The sequence below is a fragment of the Pediococcus cellicola genome (genome assembly GCF_001438655.1).
GTDB classification, from domain to species: domain Bacteria; phylum Bacillota; class Bacilli; order Lactobacillales; family Lactobacillaceae; genus Pediococcus; species Pediococcus cellicola.
The window spans coordinates 1-22180 of sequence record NZ_JQBR01000004.1; the positions used below are offsets into that span (position 1 = coordinate 1).

Here is a 22180-nt window from a genome sequence, read left to right on the forward strand (position 1 = left end):
GTTTGTATCAAATTATAACTTCAGTTCCTATTGGAAAACAAAAGTAAAACTCTTTTTTTACTGATTTTTTAAAACTAAATGTTGTTGTATGACGTAGTTTATAACATTTCCTATAATAATGAGAATAATTAGCATGCCAATTGGATATAATGGATTCCACAAAGCCGCATGCGGTGTGTACCCAACAGCAAATTTAACAAAGTCTTCAATCCAGTGCAGGTCCATGTTATCTTGATATTGAACTAAGAATCTGAATAAGACGACCCAAGCAATTGGAATTACGATCCAAAGAATGCGACGTGTTCTTTTTTTAACTAGTGCAGCCAAACTGCCCATAAAGATTCCGATAACCGCGAAAAACCATAATAATAACCATTCAAATATTAATTCTCCAAACATATTACCCAAGCCACCAACACCAAAAAAGTTGCCAAACAAGGTGTGATAAAAGGTTTGGTCCGCTTGACCTGTTACAGGTAAGATAACGCCATAATAATAGCCAAAATTAATGAGACTCATTACCAAACTGCAGACTGCCATTACAACGATTGTGGCTTTCCAAACAGTTCGACGAGAAATACCATTTTGAATATAGAATTTAAATGGTTCATAAACACGATAACAAGCCACAAACAAGTAAAATACGGACGCAAAAGGTAGCAAGTCATTTCGCAATAGTCCTGTAACTGTAACACCCATTAATCCGCCAGTAAAAACTAACGCAAACAAAGTTGGCAACACAAAAATAACTAAAATAGTGAGAAGATACGTATAAATAATGCCTTTCAGATAGTACTTCAATTTATTTTTCATAACTATTTTGGTTTTCATTTGATCGTGCTCCCCTCACTTGTTAAATGAATAAATAGTTTCTGTAGATCCATTCGCGAAATTTGAATAGTATCTGGGATTTCACGATCATCATTCAAATTACCAAATATATAATTACCCTTTAAATTCCCCAATGATTCAGTTCCAATGATATTTAGCCCTTGTGTATAGGCATCCACAGTGGCCCCTGGACCTGTAATAACGTATGCTTGTGACAACATGCGGTCGACATCATCATCAATCAAAATCTTACCATTTTCTAAGACAAATACATGCTCCAACATATTTGCCACCTCTTCAATGATGTGGGTGGAAATCACAAACGTCCGTGGGTGACGGCTGTAACTATCTAACAATTCCTTATAAAATAACTCCCGATGATTAGCATCAAGCCCCAAAATTGGCTCATCCAAAAAGACGTAATCTACTGGTAAACATAGCGCCATAATAAGTTTAAAGATGGTTCGATACCCTGTTGAAAGTTGACCAAATCGTAATTTGGGATTTAACTCAAAAGCTTCACACAGCTGTTTGGCATAAGACTCGTTAAAACCGCCATATAACAGTTTAGAGGCCTTAAAAAGCGCTGCGACTCGCTGCCGTTTTTGATAAAGATTGACCTCGCTCATCAAATAAATCTTGCCTAACTGAGCATCGTGCTCATGAATCGCAACGCCATTAAGTGTCACGACACCATCATTGGGAAAAATGCGGTCGGTCATAATATTCAGCAAAGTACTCTTGCCAGCACCATTCCGTCCTAACAGCCCATAGATGCGATTAGGTTCTAATTCGAAGCTCACGTTTTTTAAGATTGTCTTGCGGACAAACTTTTTTGTTACTTCAGAAACTTTAATCCCCATTGGTTTGAAACCCCCTTTTGATCAACTGAACGAGTTCCGCTTCCGTCAACTTAATATTCTTGGCTTCTACGATAATTCGTTTAACGTAATCCTTATAAAATGAAGCCTGTCGTTTAGTTAAAATAAGTTGATAAGCGCCATTTTTAACGAACATCCCAAGCCCTCGCCTTTTTTCAATTAAACCTTCATCCACGAGTATATTCATACCCTTGAGTACCGTTGCCGGATTAATATGAAACTCGCGTGACATTTCAGTCGTTGAGGGAACCTGAGTCTCTTCTTCAAAGGCTCCCGTAAAGATGCCCTCTTCAATTTGATTGGCAACTTGTAAATAAATCGGTTCCTGACCCGTAAAATCAAATTGCATATACTCACCACCTAGGACTGCATACTGACAGCAGGAACTACTAATTTATTATAAATAAAAAGTGTCACTAAATAATAACCGAGATAGAGTAATAAGAAAATGATAAACGGCGTCTGTAAACCAGCATAAGGATTCCCTCCCATTAACGGCACAAACAGCTTAAGGCCAAACAAAACATGCACAATTCCCAGTATACCTGGTAATAAGAACAACACCCCTAATTCTCGACGAATCGAACTACGAATTAAGGACCGCCGTGCACCCAACCGATTTAACATCCAGTAACGACGCTGATCAGCTTGTGCGCCCGATAAAATTTTAAACATCAAACAACTTGCTAACATGGTCAGGAAGGCTATCCCTAAGAAGAAGCCCATGAACTCGAGCCCACCAAACATCAGATTAGCCATTTGGTATACAGGGTATGCACCTCCTAATTCTTGTAACTCGGCAGTTTGATTCATTTGCTTTAATTGATCGTTAGCAATTTTCCCCAAAACTGGTGCACTCTTCGCTAAACTGGTTGTTTGCAATAAAGTTAATGAACTGGCTTTCGCGGTTAGCTGTTGGAAGTCTTGATGACTCACCATTTTTAGCTTATCAATCGCATAGTTGGCTTGTAAAGAAAAGAGCTGTTCTCGAGCTTTGCTTTGTTTTGTAACTTGATTTGCGGAAATCTGTCGAATCGTCACCTTTTCATTTTTTGAGTCCGCTATTTGAAATGGCTGAGCCTGAAATTCACTCTGATCAAAGTATGCAGTCTTCCCAATTATTTTACGTTGATAAGTAGTTTGTTGCTTTAAATCTAATTTAGTCATCAATTCTTTAGTCTGCGCCGTTTTTTTGTAGACAACCAAATCATACGCTGTATTTCCCCTCGCAATTGTCGGTATCAGGCGATGATAACCCATTCCAACTGTAATTGCGCCTAGTGCCAATGCAAACAGAATACTGACAATGGTCAACATTTTAGTGTAGTCACGAATCCTAAAATTCAACTGTCCTAACGTAAAATTATTCAACCCTTTAGCTGCCAAATGTGATTTTCTCAAAGCTGCGATTAACAGTTGAAAAAAAGCATTGTATAAAAAATACGTACCCAGCACAATTGTGACAAGCGCAATCGGAATGGACATTAGGACAAGCGTGTTCACAGCTGCCATTGCCCAATACCCAATGCCCAAAAGAAGAAGACCTAAAAATCCTTCTACGTATCGCCAAGCTGTAATTTTCATCGGCTTATCTGCTTCTGTGTCATTTCTTAAAAGTCTTAAAACTGGTTTGTGTAATAATTTATGCTGGTTAATTAAGGAAGCCACAAAAAAGATAGCCACAAAAAAGATCAGTGTGACGAAAACAGCTGACGGACTAAATGAATTGAAGTGTGTGATTTGTACACCGAGCAACTGCATCAGCAGGTTTCCCAGCGCCTTAGTTAACCCAATACCAATCAGACCCCCGATGATTGTCGAGACGATTCCGATTAATAGGGTTTCTAAAAAAATCAAGAATCCTAACCGTGACTTTTTTCCACCTAACATAATAAACAGCCCATAATCATGTTCACGCATGGTCATTAAAAATGAGTTCGCATACACAATATAGACAAGTGTAATGATCCCCAGCAGTACTGAACCAAATTGAAAGACGATAGAGGCTACCCCAAAGGAAATATTTCCCTTAATCAAGGCTTGATTGGTCGCAATTGCTTCAAACATATAGAAAATGGCCGCTGAAATGATTAGTCCTGAGAATGACACAAGGTAATCTCGCCAACGATTTTTAACATTGATAAACGCTAATTTAAATAACATCGGTTCTTCCCTCCTGATCTTCGAAAGTTCCTAATTTATTTAAAATAGTTTGATAAAAATCTGCCCGCTTTTGACCATTGGCTTCGAGCTGTTCCCCGATCTGCCCGTCTTTAATGAACAAAATCCGCTCACAATAACTCGCAGAAAAAGGATCATGCGTTACCATTAAAACAGAAACTTGCTCTTCCTCATTCACTTGTTTGAGTGTCTCTAACAATTCGCGCGCACTTTTGGAATCTAAAGCACCAGTTGGTTCATCTGCAAACATAATTTGCGGTCGTGAAATAAGCCCACGTGCAGCGGCAACCCGTTGCTTTTGTCCTCCAGAAATTTCGACTGGATACTTGTCTAGTAAAGCATTAATCCCTAATTGGCCAGCAATTTGATGAACTAATTCATTGATTTGTCTTTTTTTGACGCCTTGCAAGGTAAGGGGTAACCCAATATTTTCAGCATTATTTAAACTTTCTAACAAATTAAAATCTTGAAAAATAAACCCAATTTGTTTGGCACGAAAGTCTGATAACTGGTTTTGGGTTAATTCCGAAATATCCTGATCTCCAATGACGACTTTCCCTTCAGTAGGTTTATCCATCGTCGCTAGAATATTCAGTAATGTCGTCTTTCCCGAACCTGAGGCACCCATAATCCCCACAAATTCGCCTTTTTTCACTTTAAAATTAACGTTTTTTAAGGCTGTGTATTGCTTCTCATTCTGCTTGCCATACACCTTAGTGACATTTTGAACATCGATAACGGTTGTTTCATTCATTTTGTTTCCCCCTAGGTAAATTAGTTAATTACTAATGTAACTAACTATATCAAGGAGCTATTTTATTGTCAATAAAAAACTTTCAAATCGATTTATGTTCCCCATAGATCGGTTCAAAAGTTTTCAAATATATTTATTAAACTAACTTAGCCACACTATCGTGAATCATTTGCGCCGAGCTTGCAAACTTATCCTGTTCATCAGTACTTAAGGGAAGTTCTACAATTTGTTCGATCCCATTTTTACCCACAATTGCTGGAATTCCTACATAAGTATCAAAACGTTCACTATACCCAGATACAGGACAAACTAAACGTGCGTCAGATAAAACGGCTTGTCCTAGACTAACACCACAAGTTGCAATTGCATCAGAAGTAAATCCCTTTCCGGAAGCTACTTCCCACGCACCTTGTTTAGCCGCATCTGCCAACTCGTCGAAGTCGAAATTTTCAGCTTGTGGTAATTTTTCGATGGCCTGTCCTTGAACACGTACACTTGACCAAGCGACAAACTGCGTATTCCCATGTTCACCCAAAACATAGCCTTCAACGCTGCGAGGATTAACGTTAAGTTTCTCACCCACAACTCGTTGCATACGAGCCGTATCTAAGAAAGTCCCAGTTCCAAAAACGCGTTGTTTTGAAAAACCAGTTAACTTTTGTAAATAGCTTGTCACAGCATCGCAAGGATTCATAATATCGATTATGATGCCCTTAAACCCAGAAGCTACAATCTTTGGTGCGATTTCTTTTACAACTGCAGCCGTGAATTTAAATTCATCAAATCGGTCACCACCATTGGTTGAAATGGCAATATCACCAGCCGTAATATAAAGAATTTCAACATCTTTAAGGTCGGCATAGTCTTGGATAGTTACTTGTGTCGTTGTGTTCAACCGAGCTTGTGCATCCTGTAAATCTAACTGTTCAGCACGCGCCTTTTTTTGATCCTTATCAATTAAAACCAATGAATCCGCAATTTCTTTAGTGACTAACGTGTAAGCAACCGTTCGGCCAACATTTCCCAATCCAATAATTCCAAATTTTCGCATCTTAACACCCTTTTCTCTTTATTAACTTTATCCTACCATTTTCTATAAACCGGTCAACCATCAAATCAGACCATCTAAACTCACTCGTGACACTTTACCAACTAAATTAGTAAAACCAATCATTTTAAAAATAAAAAGCCGAGAAATTTCTCGACTTTTAAACTGGTTTTATTTAACTGATTCAACGGGGAGGACAGCGCCTTTGTAATGTTTTTTAATCCAAGATTGTGTGCTTTCTGATTGCAAAGCTTTCACTAATTTTTTGATTGCTTTATTGTTCTTCTCGTTAGGACGAATTGCAATGATATTTTTATATGGTGAAGTTGATTTTTCAATTGCAATTGACTGCGTGATTGGATTCAGACCACTTTGAACAGCGTAATTGGCATTGATAACAACTGCATCCCCTTGATTGTTTTTATACAATTGAGGCATTAATTTTGGCTCATAGCTGTGTTTAAATTGGATATGCTTTGGATTAGACGCAATATCTGTAAAGTCGGCACTAGTAATGTCGACACCCTTCTTAATTGTGATTAAGCCCGCATCCTTAAAAATTGTTAAAATTCGGCCATAATCTGGTGTATTACTGCTTACCAACACCGTTGCATTTTTAGGTAGATTCTTTAAATTCTTAACTTTCTTAGAAAATACGGAAATAGGCTCTAAATGAACTGCACCGGCATCCACTAAATTACCCTTATTCTTTTCATTCCATTGCTTTAAAAATGGAATATGTTGAAAGTAGTTAGCATCAATATCACCATTAGCTAAAGCCTTGTTGGGAAGAACGTAATCCTGAAAAACTTTGACTTTTAAATTTACGCCTTCTTTTTTCAACTGCGGCTGCACGTGTTTTAAAATTTGAGCATGCGGTACAGCGGAAGCCCCGACTGTAATTGTGGTTGTTTTTTGACTGCTACTAGACTTCTTTCCACATGATACCAATAAAAATGCTGTTGCGACGACTGCTAATAAACTAAAAATTTTACTTTTTTTCATTTTCTACTCCTCCTATATTTAAACAACTCGTTTATCCACTTTTCGAGTGGCAAAATCTCCAATAAATTGGAATGCAAACACAATCAAAACAATAATTACCGTTGAAACTAGGGTAACGGTGTTGTTACTACTTTCAAAACCCTCTTGATAAGCAAGATTTCCTAAACCACCAGCACCGATTGCTCCAGCCATTGCCGTGTACCCAATTAAAGATATGGCTGTAACTGTAATACCAGATATTAAAGCTGGTAAACTCTCTGGTAAAAGCACCTTCGTAATAATTTGCCATTGACTGGCTCCCATGGCGTCGGCGGCTTCTAAAACACCACGATCGATTTCATGAAAGGCTAACTCAACCATTCGACCATAAAATGGAGCCGCAGATACGATCAAAGATGGTAACGCTGCAACCGGACCAATAATGGTTCCCACTACTTGTTTCGTAAATGGCAATAACAAAACAATCAAGATAATAAATGGAATTGAACGAAAAACGTTCACAAAAAGTGCCACAAGCCAGTTGATCACTTTAACTAAAAAGTTTTGGCTGCCACTTGTTTCAAACAACAACAAACCAATAAAGTAACCAAGAATCGCAACTACAACAATTGAAACCACAGTCATCCAAATAGTTTCCCAAGTTGCACTCCACATCTGATTCCAATCTACGTTGTTGAATTCAAAATATCCTGTATTACCGCCCATGTTCAATCACCTCGGTTTCTACACGCATTGTTTTGAGATAATCAAGTGCCCCATCAATATCTTCCTGATCACCAATCAGTTGTAAGAATAACGAACCGATGGCTCCTTCAGCAGTTTGATGAATATTTCCTTCAATAATGCTAATCCGAAGCTTGGGAAATTGATGAATAATTTCCGATACGATTGGCAAATTAGCTTGATTTCCATGGAAAGTTAACTGAATGATCCGTCCGTTAGGATATTCCTTTAAAAGCTGTTCCACAACAACGTTGGTATCCTCAGGCGACGGCGCCACTTCAGAATAGACAAACCGTTTTGTAATCGGTTGCTTTGGATGTTTAAACACCTCAAGGACTTCACCGGTCTCAATAATCTTACCACCATCCAAAACAGCAACATGATCACAAATTTTACGAATCACGTGCATTTCATGGGTAATCAAGACAATTGTGATACCTAATCGCTTATTAATATCCATCAACAGATCCAAAACTTCATCAGTTGTCTGGGGATCCAGTGCACTGGTTGCTTCATCCGAAAGTAAGATTTCTGGATCATTTGCCAAAGCACGTGCAACGCCCACTCGTTGTTTTTGACCACCTGATAATTCCGAAGGATAAGCGTCTTCCTTACCTTCTAGACCAACCAACTTGATCAGTTCCTCAGCTTTCTTTTGGCGCTCTGCCTTAGAAATCTTAGCGATTTCAAGTGGGAATTCAATATTTTTGCGAACTGTTCGTGACCAAAGGAGATTGAAATGTTGGAAAATCATTCCAATCTTATGCCTTTTTTTCCTTAACCCGCCGCGCTCTAAATCAGAAATTTTGGTACCATTGACATCCACTTCACCAGTTGTAGGTGTTTCCAAACCATTTAACATACGAATTAAGGTCGTCTTTCCAGCTCCAGAATAACCTACAATACCAAAGATTTCCCCATCTTCAATTTTCATATTGACATCTTTAATGGCTGTGACATTACCCTTATCTGTGGTGAAGGTTTTTGAAACATCCTTAAATTCAATCAAATCATCAACCTCCTTTTTATAGCCAAATAAAAAAGTCCTTCATCCTAATTGTTTACAATCAATAAGGACGAAAGACTTTCTTCCGTGGTACCACCCAAATTCACCGATTTTTTTCAAAACCAGCCTTAACAAGTCAAATAATCTTAACTCTGACGCTATAATGGGCGCACCCAACATCTGCTTACTTAATGCTCGCAAATGTCATTTTTCATCAAGACCATCTTCAATTAAACCAGCTATTCCCTCACACCAACCGGAAATTCTCTTTAAGTAGGCTTTAATTTACTCATCTTGCTTTAATGTTTAGCTATTAAATGCAGTATACTCAATCCTTAGAATCCTGTCAACCGCAAATCAATATTTTTTTAAAAATCCGTTTTTTGCAATGTATTATAGGAATCGTGATGGAATCGCATTGACATAATGAGGCCAATGCCGATCATGTTACCAATTAAGGCGGATCCTCCTTGACTCACAAAAGGCAACGGAATTCCTGTTAATGGTAACAGCCCAATGTTCATCCCGATATTTTCAAAAACATGGAACAAAATCATCATGATGGTACCAGATGCAATGTACGCATAAAAGGCATTTTTCGTATCAAACGTCACACGGATCATTTGATAGATTAGAAGCATATATAATAAAACAAGCACTGCACCACCCACAAATCCAAAATTTTCACCAATTACTGAAAAAATCATATCAGATTCACGCACCGGTACATAGACATTGGATGTATTAAATCCTTTGCCAAAAAACTGACCAGAACCAATAGCCTTAATACTTTGCCAGAGCTGATAACCCTGGTTAGTCGTATCTGCAGATGGGTGGAGCCATGTGTCAATTCGCGCAAACTGATAACTTTCAAAGCCTACGTGAGATAACAAATTTCGTCCCCATTCACTGACAACCAGCATTAAGGTACTACTTGCAAGGACAATAGCAGTGACAAACCCAGGTAACAATATGCGCCAAGTAACGCCAGAAACAATTAATAAACCAGCAAAAATCGCAATAAAGACCAGCATTGTCCCAAAATCGTGCTGCAAGATTAATAAGATAGGTAGTGGTAATGTCCATAAAATCATTTGTCCAATCAAACGCCAATCGGAACCCATGGTGTGGCGTGGATTTTTGGCATTAAAATCAGCAATCACTTTAGACATCATCAAAATGTACGCCGGTTTCATCACTTCAGACGGCTGAAATGTAAAGGATCTAAACGCAAACCAACTTTTAGCTCCGGTACTTGCCGCATACGTGCGACTGTAAAAAAATAAAACCATTACTAAAAGAAAAATACCGAGCCAATAGGCATAAGGAGCTAGTTGCCAAAGTTGTTTAGAATCAAACTGCATCAAGACCACAACCGCCACAACACCTAATACATACCAAATTAATTGTGAAATCACCTGCTGTCGGACACTTACACCACCAGTATCATGCGCAGCTGCCACATAAATAGATGCTAGTCCGATCAGAGCCAGCATTAAAACTGAAAAAATAATGCCATAATCAATCCGAGAATCGCCTTCTCGTCTTCTAATTCGTGAATCGTTCTTCAAAACAAAAGTCCTTCCTTAATTCGAAAGCTGTTTACTGATGAAGATTGTATTCTTGCAATAGCCACTCAACTGCATCATCTAGCGACTTCGCAGTAAAATCTCCGCCACCAATCAAATGGGTCGCGAATTCTTTATCAGTTGGTGTAATTTCACCAATCAAATTTTTAGCGATAAAGACTTGTTGAATGGTTTGTCCATGAACTTCTTTTTCAGTCAACTGCACTTTGATACTTTGCTGTCTTTTTGACATAATTTCCTCCGGGTTAGTTAATTTAATATTTTTTCATCAGGATGTAGATTACGCTTCAAGGTAAAATGATCCGGTACTGGGTCATAACCGCCCCGTACAAATGGATTGCACCGTAAAATTCGTGCAATTCCCATTAAACTTCCCTTTAAAGCACCATGTTTCTTTAAGGCACCCAGCATATAATTAGAACATGTCGGATAATAACGACAACTTGGCGGAAACAGTGGCGAAATAAATTTTTGGTATAAACGAACAAATCCTAAAAAAATACTTTTCATTTGTCCCTCCTTCTTCCCTGTTCTAATCCAACAGCCTATTATAGCACACCCTAAATGCTCTCAAAAGGTGAATTAATTAAGATTAAAAATGTTAATAAAAAAGCAAAAAATTAATTTCAACTACCGGAACGGCAGATGTGTAATCAATCATTGCTCTTTTTAGTCCCTAAAATCAGTTTTTTATTGTCAGTGTTGTCTTTGCATCAGAAACACGTTTAATTTCGGCTCCCAATGCTTTTAATTTACCATGGAAGTTATAGTAACCACGGTCCAAGTACTTCAGATTTGTGACCTGTGTAAATCCGCTCGCCGCTAATCCAGCAATGACAAGAGCAGCTCCTGCTCGTAAATCAGTTGCGGCCACTTCTGCTCCACTAAATTTCGTTGGCCCATTCATGATAACGGAAGCACCCTCAATTTTATATTGCGCATTCATACGTCTCAGCTCTTCTAAGTGCATGAAGCGATTCTCAAACACCGTTTCTGTTAGTGTGCTTGTGCCGTGTGCTAGCAATTGTAAAACGGAAATCTGTGGCTGCATATCTGTTGGAAAACCAGGGTGTGGTAACGTCTTTATAGAGGCTGGCTGTAATTGTTTGGGCCCAATTACCCGAATGCCATCATTGCCATCAATAACATGGACACCCATTTCACGCATTTTTGAAATCAAGGGCTTGTTGTGTTCAGCAATTGCATCTTGAACCAAGATATCCCCTTGCGTAGCTGCAGCAGCCACCATAAAAGTTCCCGCTTCAATGCGATCTTGCACAACGGCATGTTCTGTGCCGTGTAACTTAGAAACACCGATAACCCGAATTGTTTCTGTCCCAGCCCCTGTGATATGAGCACCCATTTTACCAAGCACCATAGCTAAGTCCACAATTTCAGGTTCACAGGCCGCGTTTTCAATCGTCGTTGTTCCTTCAGCCAAAGTGGCTGCCATCATAATATTTTGTGTCGCCCCAACACTTGGGAAATCTAAATAAATATTCGTCCCAACTAATTTTCGCGCACGAGCCTCTATGTATCCGTCGTGTTGTGAAATCTGTGCACCTAAAGCCGCTAAACCTTTTAAGTGTAAATCAACCGGCCGTGAACCAATTGCACATCCACCAGGCATTGCAACTTTTGCATGACCCATTCTTGCTAGTAAAGGGCCCATCACTACGATTGAAGCACGCATTTTTGACACATATTCAAACGGTGCTTCGGTGGAGATGTGATGCGTCGCGTCAATTTTAATTTCATGTTTCTTTTCAGTGAATTCAACATCCACATTTAGAAAACGTAAAACATTATTCATGGTGTACACGTCTGACAGAATTGGAACATTGCTTAATTTCAACTGCCCGTCACTAGCTAAGATTCCAGCCGCTAAAATAGGTAAAACTGCATTTTTGGCACCTTCAATTTTGACAACACCTTTGAGTCGATTGCCACCCTTAACAATAATTTTATCCACGAACGAAACCTCCACTATTTTAATAAGTACCCTAGATTTCTGATATTATTCACTAATTCAAGAAAAAATGAACTGCTCAAATAACCTAACCCAATTGATAGCAGTACAATTAAAGTTTTGTATTGGGCCGGGTTAGATACACGTAATATGCGCTCCAAATGAAGCCCCTGAATGGCCCAAAATGAAATCAAAATAAAAAAGAAATAACAAATTAACGTTAGTAATGCTTGTATCCCAAATAAATTCATAAAAGCCCCTTCAATATACAGGATTTATTACAATAGTAGCATATATAGCCTAAAATTTCGCGTCTGTTTCTCAATTTTAGAAATAATAAAAAAATAGGGTTGAAGAAGTTAAAGCTTCCTCAACCCTATCTTTATTTACAACTTAACGTAACTAATGCTTTGCCACATTAATACGATTAATCGCACGACGTAATGAAATTTGAGCACGACGCAGCGTCGAATTATCATGAATCTCTTGTGCCTTACGAATCGTCTCTTGAGCTCGTTTACGTGCATTTTCAGCACGATCAAGATCAATATCAGATTCATTTTCCGCAGTATCTGCCACAATAGTAGCTGTGTTATCCGAAAACTCCACAAAACCGCCGTTGACGGCAACTGCATCTTCTTTTTGACTTGAGTCCTCATGTTTAATTCGTACTTCATCAATCGCTAGTGACGCAATAATAGGGACGTGGTTAGGCATGATACCCAGCTGGCCATCCTTAGTTTTCACAACCAACATCGTGGATGTGCCATCATAAACTTGACCATCAGGAGTCACGATACTAACGGTTAATACTGATTGATCAGCCAATTAGAATTCCCCCTTACTTACTAGCAGCACTGGTTAACTTCTTTGCCTTTTCAACAACTTCTTCAATGCCGCCGACCTGACGGAAAGCATCTTCAGGTAAATCATCATATTTACCTTCAAGAATTTCTTTGAAGCCCTTTACAGTTTCTTCAACCGGAACATAGGATCCAGGTTGACCAGTAAATTGTTCGGCAACTGAGAAGTTTTGTGACAAGAAGAATTGAATACGACGGGCACGCGCCACAATTGTCTTTTCTTCGTCAGATAGTTCATCCATTCCTAAAATAGAAATGATATCCTGCAACTCACGATAACGTTGCAACACATGTTGAACATCAGTTGCCACTTTATAGTGCTCTTCACCCACAACCGATGGGTCCAAAGCACTTGAAGTAGAAGCCAACGGGTCAACAGCAGGATAAATTCCTTGTTGTGTTAAACTACGTTCCAAGTTAGTTGTGGCATCCAAATGAGCAAATGTCGTTGCTGGAGCAGGGTCAGTATAATCATCTGCAGGCACGTAAACCGCCTGAATCGAAGTAATTGATCCTTTTTTAGTGGAAGTAATTCGCTCCTGCAACTGGCCCATTTCAGTAGCCAACGTTGGCTGATAACCAACGGCAGAAGGAATTCGTCCAAGCAATGCAGATACTTCAGAACCAGCCTGTGTGAAACGGAAAATGTTATCAATAAATAACAACACATCCTGTCCCTCAACATCACGGAAATATTCCGCTAACGTTAAGCCAGTCAAAGCAACCCGCATACGAGCACCAGGCGGCTCGTTCATCTGACCATACACCATGGCCGTTTTTTCAAGAACACCCGATGCCTTCATTTCGAAGTACAAATCATTTCCTTCACGAGTTCGTTCACCCACACCCGTAAATACAGAAATACCATTGTGTTCTTGTGCAATATTATGAATTAATTCCTGAATCAAAACAGTTTTACCAACACCGGCACCACCGAAAAGTCCAACTTTACCACCACGAATATATGGAGCTAATAAATCAATAACTTTGATTCCAGTCTCCAAAATCTCCATGCTTGGATTTAAGTCATCATACTTAGGTGGATCACGATGAATAGGGTTACGTTTTACTTCAGGTCCAAATTCTTCACCATTATCAATTGTTTCTCCAAGGACGTTGAAAACCCGACCTAATGTTTTATCACCAACAGGAACTGTAATTGAAGAACCAGTGTCTTCAACTTCCAATCCACGTTGTAAGCCGTCAGTACCGTCCATAGCGATTGTCCGCACAACGCCGTCTCCTAATTCGAGCGCAACTTCGGCAACCAATACACTACCATCTGGTTTCTTGACCTTTAAAGCATTATTAATATCAGGTAAATTACCATCCAGAGGAAATTCAACATCAACAACAGGTCCGATAACTTGGACAACTTTACCAGTACTCATTATTAGTTAATTCCTCCCATCTAAATTTATTCTTGTGCCGCTTGACCACCGGTAATTTCAGTGATCTCAGTGGTAATAGCACTCTGACGTGCACGATTATATTGCAATTGGAGTGACGAAATTAAATCTTTAGCATTGTCAGAAGCTGTCTGCATAGCCGTTGAACTTGAAGCATGTTCAGCCGTTTTGGCATCCAAAATAGCCCCATAGACTAAGCTTTCCGCGTACTGGGGCAAAATAGCTTGTAATAATGCTGCTTCCGAAGGCTCTGTCTCGTATTCGGGCATTATTTCGGTTTGTCCCTGCTCTTTTTTTTCATCCTGACTCTTAACTAAAGCATCACTAATTGGCAACATTTTAATTGAATGAAATCTATTTGTTAAGCGATTTACAAAATGGTTGTAACAAACATAAAGTTCATCAAAAACTTGGTTAGAGTACATGGACGTCGCCGTCTGCACGATTTCTCGCACCTCATTGAAGGTCGGAACATCACTCACGCCCCGATATTCATAGGCCACATTCATGTTTCGACTCTTATAAAAGTCTGCTCCCGTACCACCAACAGCCAAAATTACACTGTCTTTTTCAGAATGACCTGTTGCTTGAATAAAGTCTTCTGTTTGTTTAAGAACAGAACTATTATAACTTCCGACCAAGCCACGATCAGACGTAATAACTAAAAAGCCTACTTTTTTTACTGGTCGTTGCTGAAGTAAATCATTTGCAGAAATACTTTCGGTATTCTCTGAATCCTTAGCGTCTCCCGCTGCATTCTCACTAATTAAGTGTGACTTTGCGAGATGAGCCACGATACTTTCAACCTTTTCAGCATATACTCGATACCCAAAAGTGTGTTTTTGAATTTGATTTAGCTTTGCTGTCGAAACCATTTGCATCGCAGTGGTAATTTGACTGGTCTTCTTAGTAGAGGTAATTCGTCTGAGAACGTCTTGTTCTGAAGCTGCCATTTTTTCTCACCACTTTCTGTCAATCAAATCACTAATTATTTAGAAGCACTTGTGTCTTCTTCTTTTGTTGGTTGAAATTGATCTGCAAATTCTTGAATTGCAGCATCTAACTTGTCAGTATCTGGTAAATCACCAGTCTTACGAATGACGTCTAAAAGATCATCATGTGACCCATCAACATAGTCAAATAACTCGTCTTGGAATCTCAAAATATCGTCAATCGCAATCTTATCCAAAAAGCCATGTGTCAACGCATACAAAATCAAAACTTGGTGTTCAACTGCAAGTGGTTTATGCAATGGCTGTTTCAAAACTTCAACAGTTCGACTTCCTCGTGCTAACTTCGCTTTGGTAGCATCATCCAAATCAGAACCAAATTGAGCAAAGGATTCCAATTCACGATATGAAGCAAGGTCCAAACGTAAAGTACCAGCAACGCGTTTCATTGCCTTAATTTGCGCATCACCACCAACACGGGAAACTGAAGATCCAGCATCAATTGCGGGGCGTGTCCCAGAATAGAAAAGATCACTATCTAAGAAGATCTGACCGTCTGTAATTGAAATAACATTGGTTGGAATATAAGCGGAAATATCTCCAGCTTTTGTTTCAACGAATGGTAAAGCTGTCATAGAACCTGCGCCTAGCTTATCATTTAATTTTGCAGCCCGTTCCAACAAACGAGAATGGGTATAGAAAATATCACCAGGGTAGGCTTCACGACCAGGCGGACGTCTCAAAATTAAGGAAAGCTCACGATAAGCATCTGCTTGTTTTGAAAGATCATCATAGACAATCAAAACATGTTTACCATTAAACATGAACTCCTCACCCATTGCAGCACCAGCATAAGGTGCCAAGTAAAGCATTGGCGCTGGTTCAGACGGACCAGCACTCAAAACAATGGTGTAGTCCATAGCACCGAACTTTTCAAGTGTATCCACTTGTGTACGTACAGTAGACTCCTTTTGACCAATAGCTACATAGATACAAATGATGTTTTGATTTTTTTGATTTAAAATCGTATCAATTGCTAATGATGTTTTACCAGTCTTACGGTCACCAATGATTAATTCACGCTGACCACGACCAATCGGAACCAATGAATCAATCGCTTTGATCCCTGTTTGGAGGGGCTCGCTAACTGATTGACGTTCCATAACACCAGGAGCTTTACGCTCAACTGGGCGTGTATGGTCTGTTTTAATTTCGCCTTTGCCATCAATTGGTTGCCCAAGCGTGTTCACAACTCGACCAATCAAAGCTTCTCCAACTGGAACTTCCATGATGCGTCCAGTTCTCTTAACCGTGTCACCTTCACGAATATCATCGTAATTTCCAAGTACAACGATTCCGACATCGTTAGATTCAAGGTTTTGAACCATTCCGTAGACACCATTAGAAAATTCTAGAAGTTCACCAGCAAGAGCATTATCTAAGCCATGAGCACGGGCAATACCATCACCGACATATGTAACGGTACCTGTTTCTTCGACATTAAGCTCGTCTTTATAGCTTTCTAACTGTTGTTTAATTAGAGCACTGATTTCCTCAGATTTAATGCTCATAAAAGTTTCACCTCTTTACAAAATCTCATTTAAGTAGCATTCTCTTAATCTTAGCCATTTTGGTACGAATACTGCCATCATAAATTAAACCATTAGATTTAAGTACTGCACCACCAATAATACTTGGATCAAGACGGCTATTTAAGATCACTTTCTGTGCTCCGATTCTTTTAGCGAATCCATCTGCCAATCGTTTCTTTTGATCTGCATCAATTTCAACGGCAGTAGATAAGTCGGCGTAAGCAATATGATTATAGGCATCATAAAGCACTTTAAATTGTGTAATGATATCAAGCATATTGCCTATCCGACCATAATCATAAATCATTTGAATCAGATTTTTAACATATTCAGAAGCATCCTTTTTCAAGCTTTTTACAATACTTGCTTTTTGCTCATCTTTAAGACGAACGTCTGCCAGCACCTGACTCAAATTCGGTACATCAGAAAAAACTTGCTCCAATTGTTGCAAGTCGTTATAAATCGGTTCAACTTGATCTTTTTCAACAGCTAAATCGAAAAGGGCTTTTGCATATCGTTTCGCAATTGTCATCTTATCTAGACTCATTTTGCTTCCCCAACCCTTCAATGTAAGAATCAATTAACTGTTTTTGATCCTGCGCGTTTAATTCCTTTTGAATGATCTTAGAAGCAATCTCAATAGATAAACTAGCCACATCATTTTGAGCACCCTTAAGTGCATCTTTTCGCTCTTGTTCAATGTCTTTTTGAGCATTTTGCTTGAGTGTTTGTGCTTCCTGTTGGGCATTAGTCACAATTTGTTCACGTTGCTTTTTGCCATTATCTCTAGCATCGGCTACAATCGTTGTCGCTTCAGCATGTGAGCTTTTTAGTGCTTCTTCACGTTTTTTTGCTAATTGCTCAGCATCCTGACGTGATTTTTCGGCAGAATCGATATCGTTAGAAATTCGGTCTGCACGTTCTTGCATCATCTTCGTTACAGGTCCCCAAGCGACGATCTTAATTACCCACATTAGGATAATAAAGACGATTGCATAGAACAACATATCACCAAGATAAAGTGAATTTGAAGCACCCAACACTAAATGTGAGAGCATCTATTGACACCTCCTTTTATCCTATTATCGTGTTTCCGCATTTCGTTAGCTTATTTATTCATGACTAATAAGGCCACAACGAAAGCAATAATAGGCATAGCTTCAACAAGACCAACACCGATAAACATAGTTGTTCTTAATTGACCGGATAATTCTGGTTGGCGTGCCATTCCTTCAAGTGTTTTTGAAATAACAATGGCATCACCGATACCACCACCAATAGCGGCTCCGAACATAATAATTCCTGCTGCAATAGCTCCCATTTTTAAATCCTCCTAAAAATATTAATTATTCCTCAGTTTGAATCTGTTGAGAAATGTAAACCGATGTCAAAGTGACGAAAACATACGCCTGAATACTACCTAAGAACAATGAAAATCCTTGCCAAATAAATGCAACTGGTACAGCAACGATTGTCATACCAATACCGCCAGAAAAGGCCATATTTCCGATAATTTTCAGCAACATTTCTCCTGAAAAGATAACCCCATAAATACGTAAACCTAACGTAAGGAAGTCGATCAATTCGGTAAAAACACTAATTGGTAGCCAAAATGTAAACGGCGTTAAATACGCGTGTTTAAAATACCCCTTAAATCCGAGCTTTTTGACCCCAGAAAAATGTGCCAGCATTAACGTCATCAATGATAATGTCAATGTTACAATTGGATCTGAAGTTGGACTCCGTACATACGTTACACCGTTCCAACCAATTTGCAAGAATAATCCAAGTTGGTTAGAAACGAAAATAAACAAAAATAAAGTAAATGCATACAACCCAAAATTTGGTGCATCACCATTGGTCACAGAACCACGCACAATTTTATTCGTAAAGTCGATTACCCATTCCAAAGCATTTTGTTTGCCAGTGGGCTTTAACTTAAGATTCCTTGAAAACACAAAAACAACTACCAAGACAATAATTGCAGCAAGCAATCCAGAAATAATATTGGTCGGGTTAAAGGTGAGTCCTAAAAATTGAAAAGTAGCAACAGAGTCTTCCACAGAAGATCACCTCTTTTCATAGCCTTAGTGAATCACTGAACATTTACAATGAATTGAAATTATCAATGATTATATATAAATAGAGCACACTGCCTATTCAAAATACAAATGAAATAATAACACCAATTCGAAAAAAACACAAAAAAGGTAACAAAAAAATTGTGATTTATGAAAGTAGAGCTAAGCCCGTCAAATCGGCGCTTCTCAATTAAAGCGCTTTCTATTTTTATACACACAAATGGGCACATAAACCAATTCAAAAAAATAAAAAAGAGATCGAAAATCGACATGCGTTTTGTAAAAAACAACCTACCTATTTCTCGCTCTTTTTCTACTGAATTTACTTAGTTCCAAACAACCGATCGCCAGCATCACCCAAACCAGGTACAATGTAACCATCTTCGTCTATTTTTTCATCCAAAGCTGCTGTATAAATATCAACATCCGGATGGGCATCCTGTAAGGCTTTCACACCTTGAGGAGCTGCAACCAAACATACTAACCTTAAATCCTTTGCACCACGTTTCTTTAAAGCATCCATTGCCATGATCGCGGAACCACCAGTTGCCAACATAGGGTCCACCACGAAAATCTGACGTTCGCTAATGTCACTTGGTAGTTTAACGAAATATTCAACTGGTTTTAAGGTTTCTTCATCGCGATACATCCCGATGTGTCCCACCTTAGCCGCCGGAATGAGCTCAAGCATTCCATCAACCATTCCTAATCCAGCTCGCAATATTGGCACAATAGCTACTTTTTTACCCGAAAGTGTTTTTTTGGTTGTCCAACCAATTGGTGTCTCAACTTTAACATCCTCTAACGGCATATCCCGTGAAACTTCATAAGCCATGAGCTCCGAGATTTCGTTTACGACTTCTCTAAATACCTTCGTACCACAATTCTTATCTCTAATAATGGTTAACTTGTGTTGAATCAACGGATGGTCAAGAACTTGGAACTTACCCATGAATTACACTCTCCCTTCAATATCTCTATCAATTGTAGCTAACTTGACACAAAAAAACTAGTGTAAATCCAATTAATTTACTTCAATTGGGTGTTTTGCCGTCAAAGCAAAAACTTTTTCTTTAAGCTCGGCTAGTTTATCTGGAGACTCATAGTGCTCAAGTGCGGATAAGATGATTTTAGCAACCTGTTCACAATCTGCTTCATTAAATCCTCTTGTCGTGATTGCAGGAGTTCCTAGCCGTAGACCACTTGTTTTAAAAGGACTCCGTTTTTCATTAGGAATAGCTTCCTTATTAGTGGTAATAAATATGGTATCCAAGAGATCCTGTGCTTCTTGACCATTCAACTGCGTTTGCGTTAAATCTAAAGTCATCAGATGATTATCAGTTCCACCAGAAACCACTCTCACCAAATTAGATGCATTAAATGTAGACGCCATTTTTTGTGCATTTAATTTTACTTGTTGCATATAGTCTCTGAATTCAGGCTGCAGTGCTTCACCTAATGCAACGGCTTTAGCTGCAATAACGTGTTCTAAAGGCCCGCCTTGAGTCGTGGGAAAAACAGCCGAATTGATTTTCTTGGCATATTTAGCTTGAGAAAGAATCATGCCACCTCGTGGTCCACGTAATGTTTTATGTGTTGTAGTCGTAACGACATCAGCAATGCCAACCGGCGAAGGATGTAACCCGACTGCTACTAATCCCGCAATGTGAGCCATATCAACCATTAAATATGCTCCCACTTCATCCGCAATTCGACGAAAAGCTTGCCAATCAATAATCCGGCTGTACGCGGAAGCACCCGCTACAATGATCTGTGGTTTTTCTCTAAGCGCAATTTGACGAATTTCTTCATAATTTAAGCGTTCCGTTTCCAAATCAATACCATAACTCACCGATTGATAGAACTTCCCACTGAAACTCACCTTAGCACCATGTGTTAAATGTCCGCCGGCATTCAAATCCATACCTAGAATCTTATCCCCAGGTTTAATAAAGGCAGCATAAGCGGCTGCATTAGCCTGTGAACCTGAATGTGGCTGTACATTCGCATATTCCGCTCCGAAAAGTTGTTTAGCACGATCAATTGCCAACTGTTCCACAATATCAATATATTCGCAGCCACCATAATATCTCTTACCTGGATAACCCTCTGCATATTTATTGGTCAAAACGGAACCCTGTGCTGTTCGAACTGCTTTAGAAACAATGTTTTCTGATGCAATTAGCTCGATGTTATGTTGTTGCCGTTCCTGTTCACCTGCAATTGCGTCCCACAAAGTTGGGTCTGCTTTTTTAAAATCCATTAAAAACGCCTCCTATTATTTAGGTATTTCAAAGTATTGTTGCCCTGCTGACTTTGCCAAACGATTCATGTAGGCTTCGCCAAGTCCTATTCTATCAAAACCTTGAGCTAAAATATATGCAACTTCACTTTCGGTATCAAAATGACGTAAACCAGCAAACAAGTGCCGACTTGCCGTTGCCACATCAGTTCCTAACGAGTACCACTCACCATTACTAGGTAACGGATAATCAGCCTTCACCTGCGCCGTAGTCATAATGCCAACTCTTTCTGTTCGCTGAGCAGCCCATTGCATAGCAGCCTGCCATTGCCTCTCGCGCACAATAAGAACCTGTGCATTTGGTGCATAATGCTTATATTTCATACCAGGAGCCTTAGGTATCTCGTCTTTTCCCACTTTATGGTGATCAGATTGAACAGTGCCGATAACTGAGGTTAATTGTTCCTCACTGATACCTCCTGGACGTAAAATACTTGGAATTTCTCCTGACATATCAATTACAGTTGATTCTACGCCAATTTGGGTGGGACCATCATCCAAAATTCCGGCAATTTTACCATGCAAATCATGATAAACGTGCTTTGCTTTCGTGGGACTGGGTTTTCCCGAAGTATTTGCGGAAGGGCCCACAATCGGGACACCGGCTTGACGAATCAAGTCTAAAGTTGCGTCATTCCGGGGATTCCGGAAAGCTGCTGTTGCTAGTCCTCCTGTCACACTTTTGGACAATGCCTTAGGCTTCAAGTTTAAGATGATTGTTAGTGGTCCTGGCCAAAAAGTTTTCATTAATAGCCGCGTTTTATCCGATAAGGGTTGTGCATATTTTTCTACCGTTTCGACATCGGCCACATGCACAATCAACGGATTGTCACTTGGGCGTCCTTTCGCAGCATACACTTTTTTCACAGCTGCTTCATTCGTTGCATCTGCCCCCAAACCATACACAGTTTCAGTTGGAAAAGCGACTAACTCACCAGCCTGAATCTTCCTTGCAGCCTCTTTTATTGTATCTGCATGATAAATTTCAGTTTCCAA

Annotated in this window: 25 protein-coding genes; all 25 read right to left on the bottom strand. The window is 39.3% G+C overall.

Annotated features, from left to right (window positions below):
• Positions 1-57: 57 nt before the first annotated feature.
• Positions 58-831: a hypothetical protein gene (locus IV80_RS04380; protein WP_057750086.1), complete on the bottom strand. Its 774-nt coding sequence runs from the start codon at positions 829-831 to the stop codon at positions 58-60.
• Complete coding sequence (locus IV80_RS04385; RefSeq protein WP_057750090.1) at positions 828-1694, bottom strand: ATP-binding cassette domain-containing protein; 867 nt, start codon at positions 1692-1694, stop codon at positions 828-830. Before IV80_RS04385 ends, IV80_RS04380 begins: the two co-directional genes overlap by 4 nt.
• Entirely contained in the window at positions 1684-2061 is a 378-nt protein-coding gene (locus tag IV80_RS04390; protein ID WP_057750093.1) for a GntR family transcriptional regulator, read from the bottom strand. Before IV80_RS04390 ends, IV80_RS04385 begins: the two co-directional genes overlap by 11 nt.
• Positions 2062-2072: 11 nt before the next feature.
• Positions 2073-3875, bottom strand: a complete 1803-nt coding sequence (locus tag IV80_RS04395; RefSeq protein ID WP_057750096.1) for an FtsX-like permease family protein — start codon at positions 3873-3875, stop codon at positions 2073-2075.
• Entirely contained in the window at positions 3865-4647 is a 783-nt protein-coding gene (locus tag IV80_RS04400) for an ABC transporter ATP-binding protein (protein ID WP_057750098.1), read from the bottom strand. The genes IV80_RS04395 and IV80_RS04400 overlap by 11 nt, the downstream gene beginning before the upstream one ends.
• 136 nt (positions 4648-4783) lie before the next feature.
• Entirely contained in the window at positions 4784-5698 is a 915-nt protein-coding gene (locus tag IV80_RS04405) for an L-lactate dehydrogenase (RefSeq protein ID WP_057750101.1), read from the bottom strand.
• A gap of 168 nt (positions 5699-5866) precedes the next feature.
• On the bottom strand, positions 5867-6700 hold the full coding sequence (locus IV80_RS04410) for a MetQ/NlpA family ABC transporter substrate-binding protein (protein ID WP_057750104.1): 834 nt from the start codon (positions 6698-6700) through the stop codon (positions 5867-5869).
• Positions 6701-6718: 18 nt separating this feature from the next.
• Complete coding sequence (locus tag IV80_RS04415) at positions 6719-7405, bottom strand: methionine ABC transporter permease (protein ID WP_057750107.1); 687 nt, start codon at positions 7403-7405, stop codon at positions 6719-6721.
• Complete coding sequence (locus tag IV80_RS04420; protein ID WP_057750110.1) at positions 7395-8432, bottom strand: methionine ABC transporter ATP-binding protein; 1038 nt, start codon at positions 8430-8432, stop codon at positions 7395-7397. Before IV80_RS04420 ends, IV80_RS04415 begins: the two co-directional genes overlap by 11 nt.
• 365 nt (positions 8433-8797) lie before the next feature.
• Complete coding sequence (locus IV80_RS04425; protein WP_057750112.1) at positions 8798-10000, bottom strand: FtsW/RodA/SpoVE family cell cycle protein; 1203 nt, start codon at positions 9998-10000, stop codon at positions 8798-8800.
• Between the two features lie 31 nt (positions 10001-10031).
• Entirely contained in the window at positions 10032-10250 is a 219-nt protein-coding gene (locus IV80_RS04430) for a DUF2969 domain-containing protein (RefSeq protein ID WP_057750115.1), read from the bottom strand.
• A gap of 17 nt (positions 10251-10267) precedes the next feature.
• Complete coding sequence (yidD, locus tag IV80_RS04435) at positions 10268-10528, bottom strand: membrane protein insertion efficiency factor YidD (protein ID WP_057750118.1); 261 nt, start codon at positions 10526-10528, stop codon at positions 10268-10270.
• A gap of 172 nt (positions 10529-10700) precedes the next feature.
• The gene (gene murA / locus IV80_RS04440) at positions 10701-11990 is read right to left on the bottom strand and encodes a UDP-N-acetylglucosamine 1-carboxyvinyltransferase (RefSeq protein ID WP_057750121.1); all 1290 of its coding nucleotides are present in this window, start codon (positions 11988-11990) and stop codon (positions 10701-10703) included.
• A 14-nt stretch (positions 11991-12004) separates the two neighbouring features.
• Positions 12005-12238: a DUF1146 family protein gene (locus tag IV80_RS04445; protein WP_057750124.1), complete on the bottom strand. Its 234-nt coding sequence runs from the start codon at positions 12236-12238 to the stop codon at positions 12005-12007.
• Between the two features lie 151 nt (positions 12239-12389).
• Positions 12390-12815, bottom strand: coding sequence for a F0F1 ATP synthase subunit epsilon (locus tag IV80_RS04450; RefSeq protein ID WP_057750128.1), 426 nt, complete (start codon positions 12813-12815; stop codon positions 12390-12392).
• 13 nt (positions 12816-12828) lie between these two features.
• Positions 12829-14241 (bottom strand): F0F1 ATP synthase subunit beta, encoded by a 1413-nt coding sequence (gene atpD, locus IV80_RS04455; RefSeq protein ID WP_057750131.1) that lies wholly within the window; start codon positions 14239-14241, stop codon positions 12829-12831.
• A 26-nt stretch (positions 14242-14267) separates the two neighbouring features.
• Complete coding sequence (locus IV80_RS04460) at positions 14268-15212, bottom strand: F0F1 ATP synthase subunit gamma (RefSeq protein ID WP_057750134.1); 945 nt, start codon at positions 15210-15212, stop codon at positions 14268-14270.
• Positions 15213-15247: 35 nt separating this feature from the next.
• Entirely contained in the window at positions 15248-16780 is a 1533-nt protein-coding gene (gene atpA, locus IV80_RS04465; protein ID WP_057750137.1) for a F0F1 ATP synthase subunit alpha, read from the bottom strand.
• Between the two features lie 25 nt (positions 16781-16805).
• Positions 16806-17348, bottom strand: coding sequence for an ATP synthase F1 subunit delta (gene atpH, locus IV80_RS04470; RefSeq protein ID WP_057750140.1), 543 nt, complete (start codon positions 17346-17348; stop codon positions 16806-16808).
• Positions 17335-17859, bottom strand: a complete 525-nt coding sequence (atpF, locus tag IV80_RS04475; RefSeq protein ID WP_057750142.1) for a F0F1 ATP synthase subunit B — start codon at positions 17857-17859, stop codon at positions 17335-17337. The genes atpH and atpF overlap by 14 nt, the downstream gene beginning before the upstream one ends.
• A gap of 50 nt (positions 17860-17909) precedes the next feature.
• On the bottom strand, positions 17910-18122 hold the full coding sequence (gene atpE / locus IV80_RS04480; protein WP_046872489.1) for a F0F1 ATP synthase subunit C: 213 nt from the start codon (positions 18120-18122) through the stop codon (positions 17910-17912).
• Positions 18123-18147: 25 nt separating this feature from the next.
• Complete coding sequence (gene atpB / locus IV80_RS04485; protein ID WP_057750145.1) at positions 18148-18864, bottom strand: F0F1 ATP synthase subunit A; 717 nt, start codon at positions 18862-18864, stop codon at positions 18148-18150.
• A gap of 340 nt (positions 18865-19204) precedes the next feature.
• Positions 19205-19834, bottom strand: coding sequence for a uracil phosphoribosyltransferase (gene upp / locus IV80_RS10080; RefSeq protein WP_057750147.1), 630 nt, complete (start codon positions 19832-19834; stop codon positions 19205-19207).
• Between the two features lie 72 nt (positions 19835-19906).
• Positions 19907-21145: a serine hydroxymethyltransferase gene (gene glyA / locus IV80_RS10085; RefSeq protein ID WP_057750150.1), complete on the bottom strand. Its 1239-nt coding sequence runs from the start codon at positions 21143-21145 to the stop codon at positions 19907-19909.
• Between the two features lie 15 nt (positions 21146-21160).
• Complete coding sequence (locus IV80_RS04500) at positions 21161-22180, bottom strand: L-threonylcarbamoyladenylate synthase (protein WP_057750153.1); 1020 nt, start codon at positions 22178-22180, stop codon at positions 21161-21163.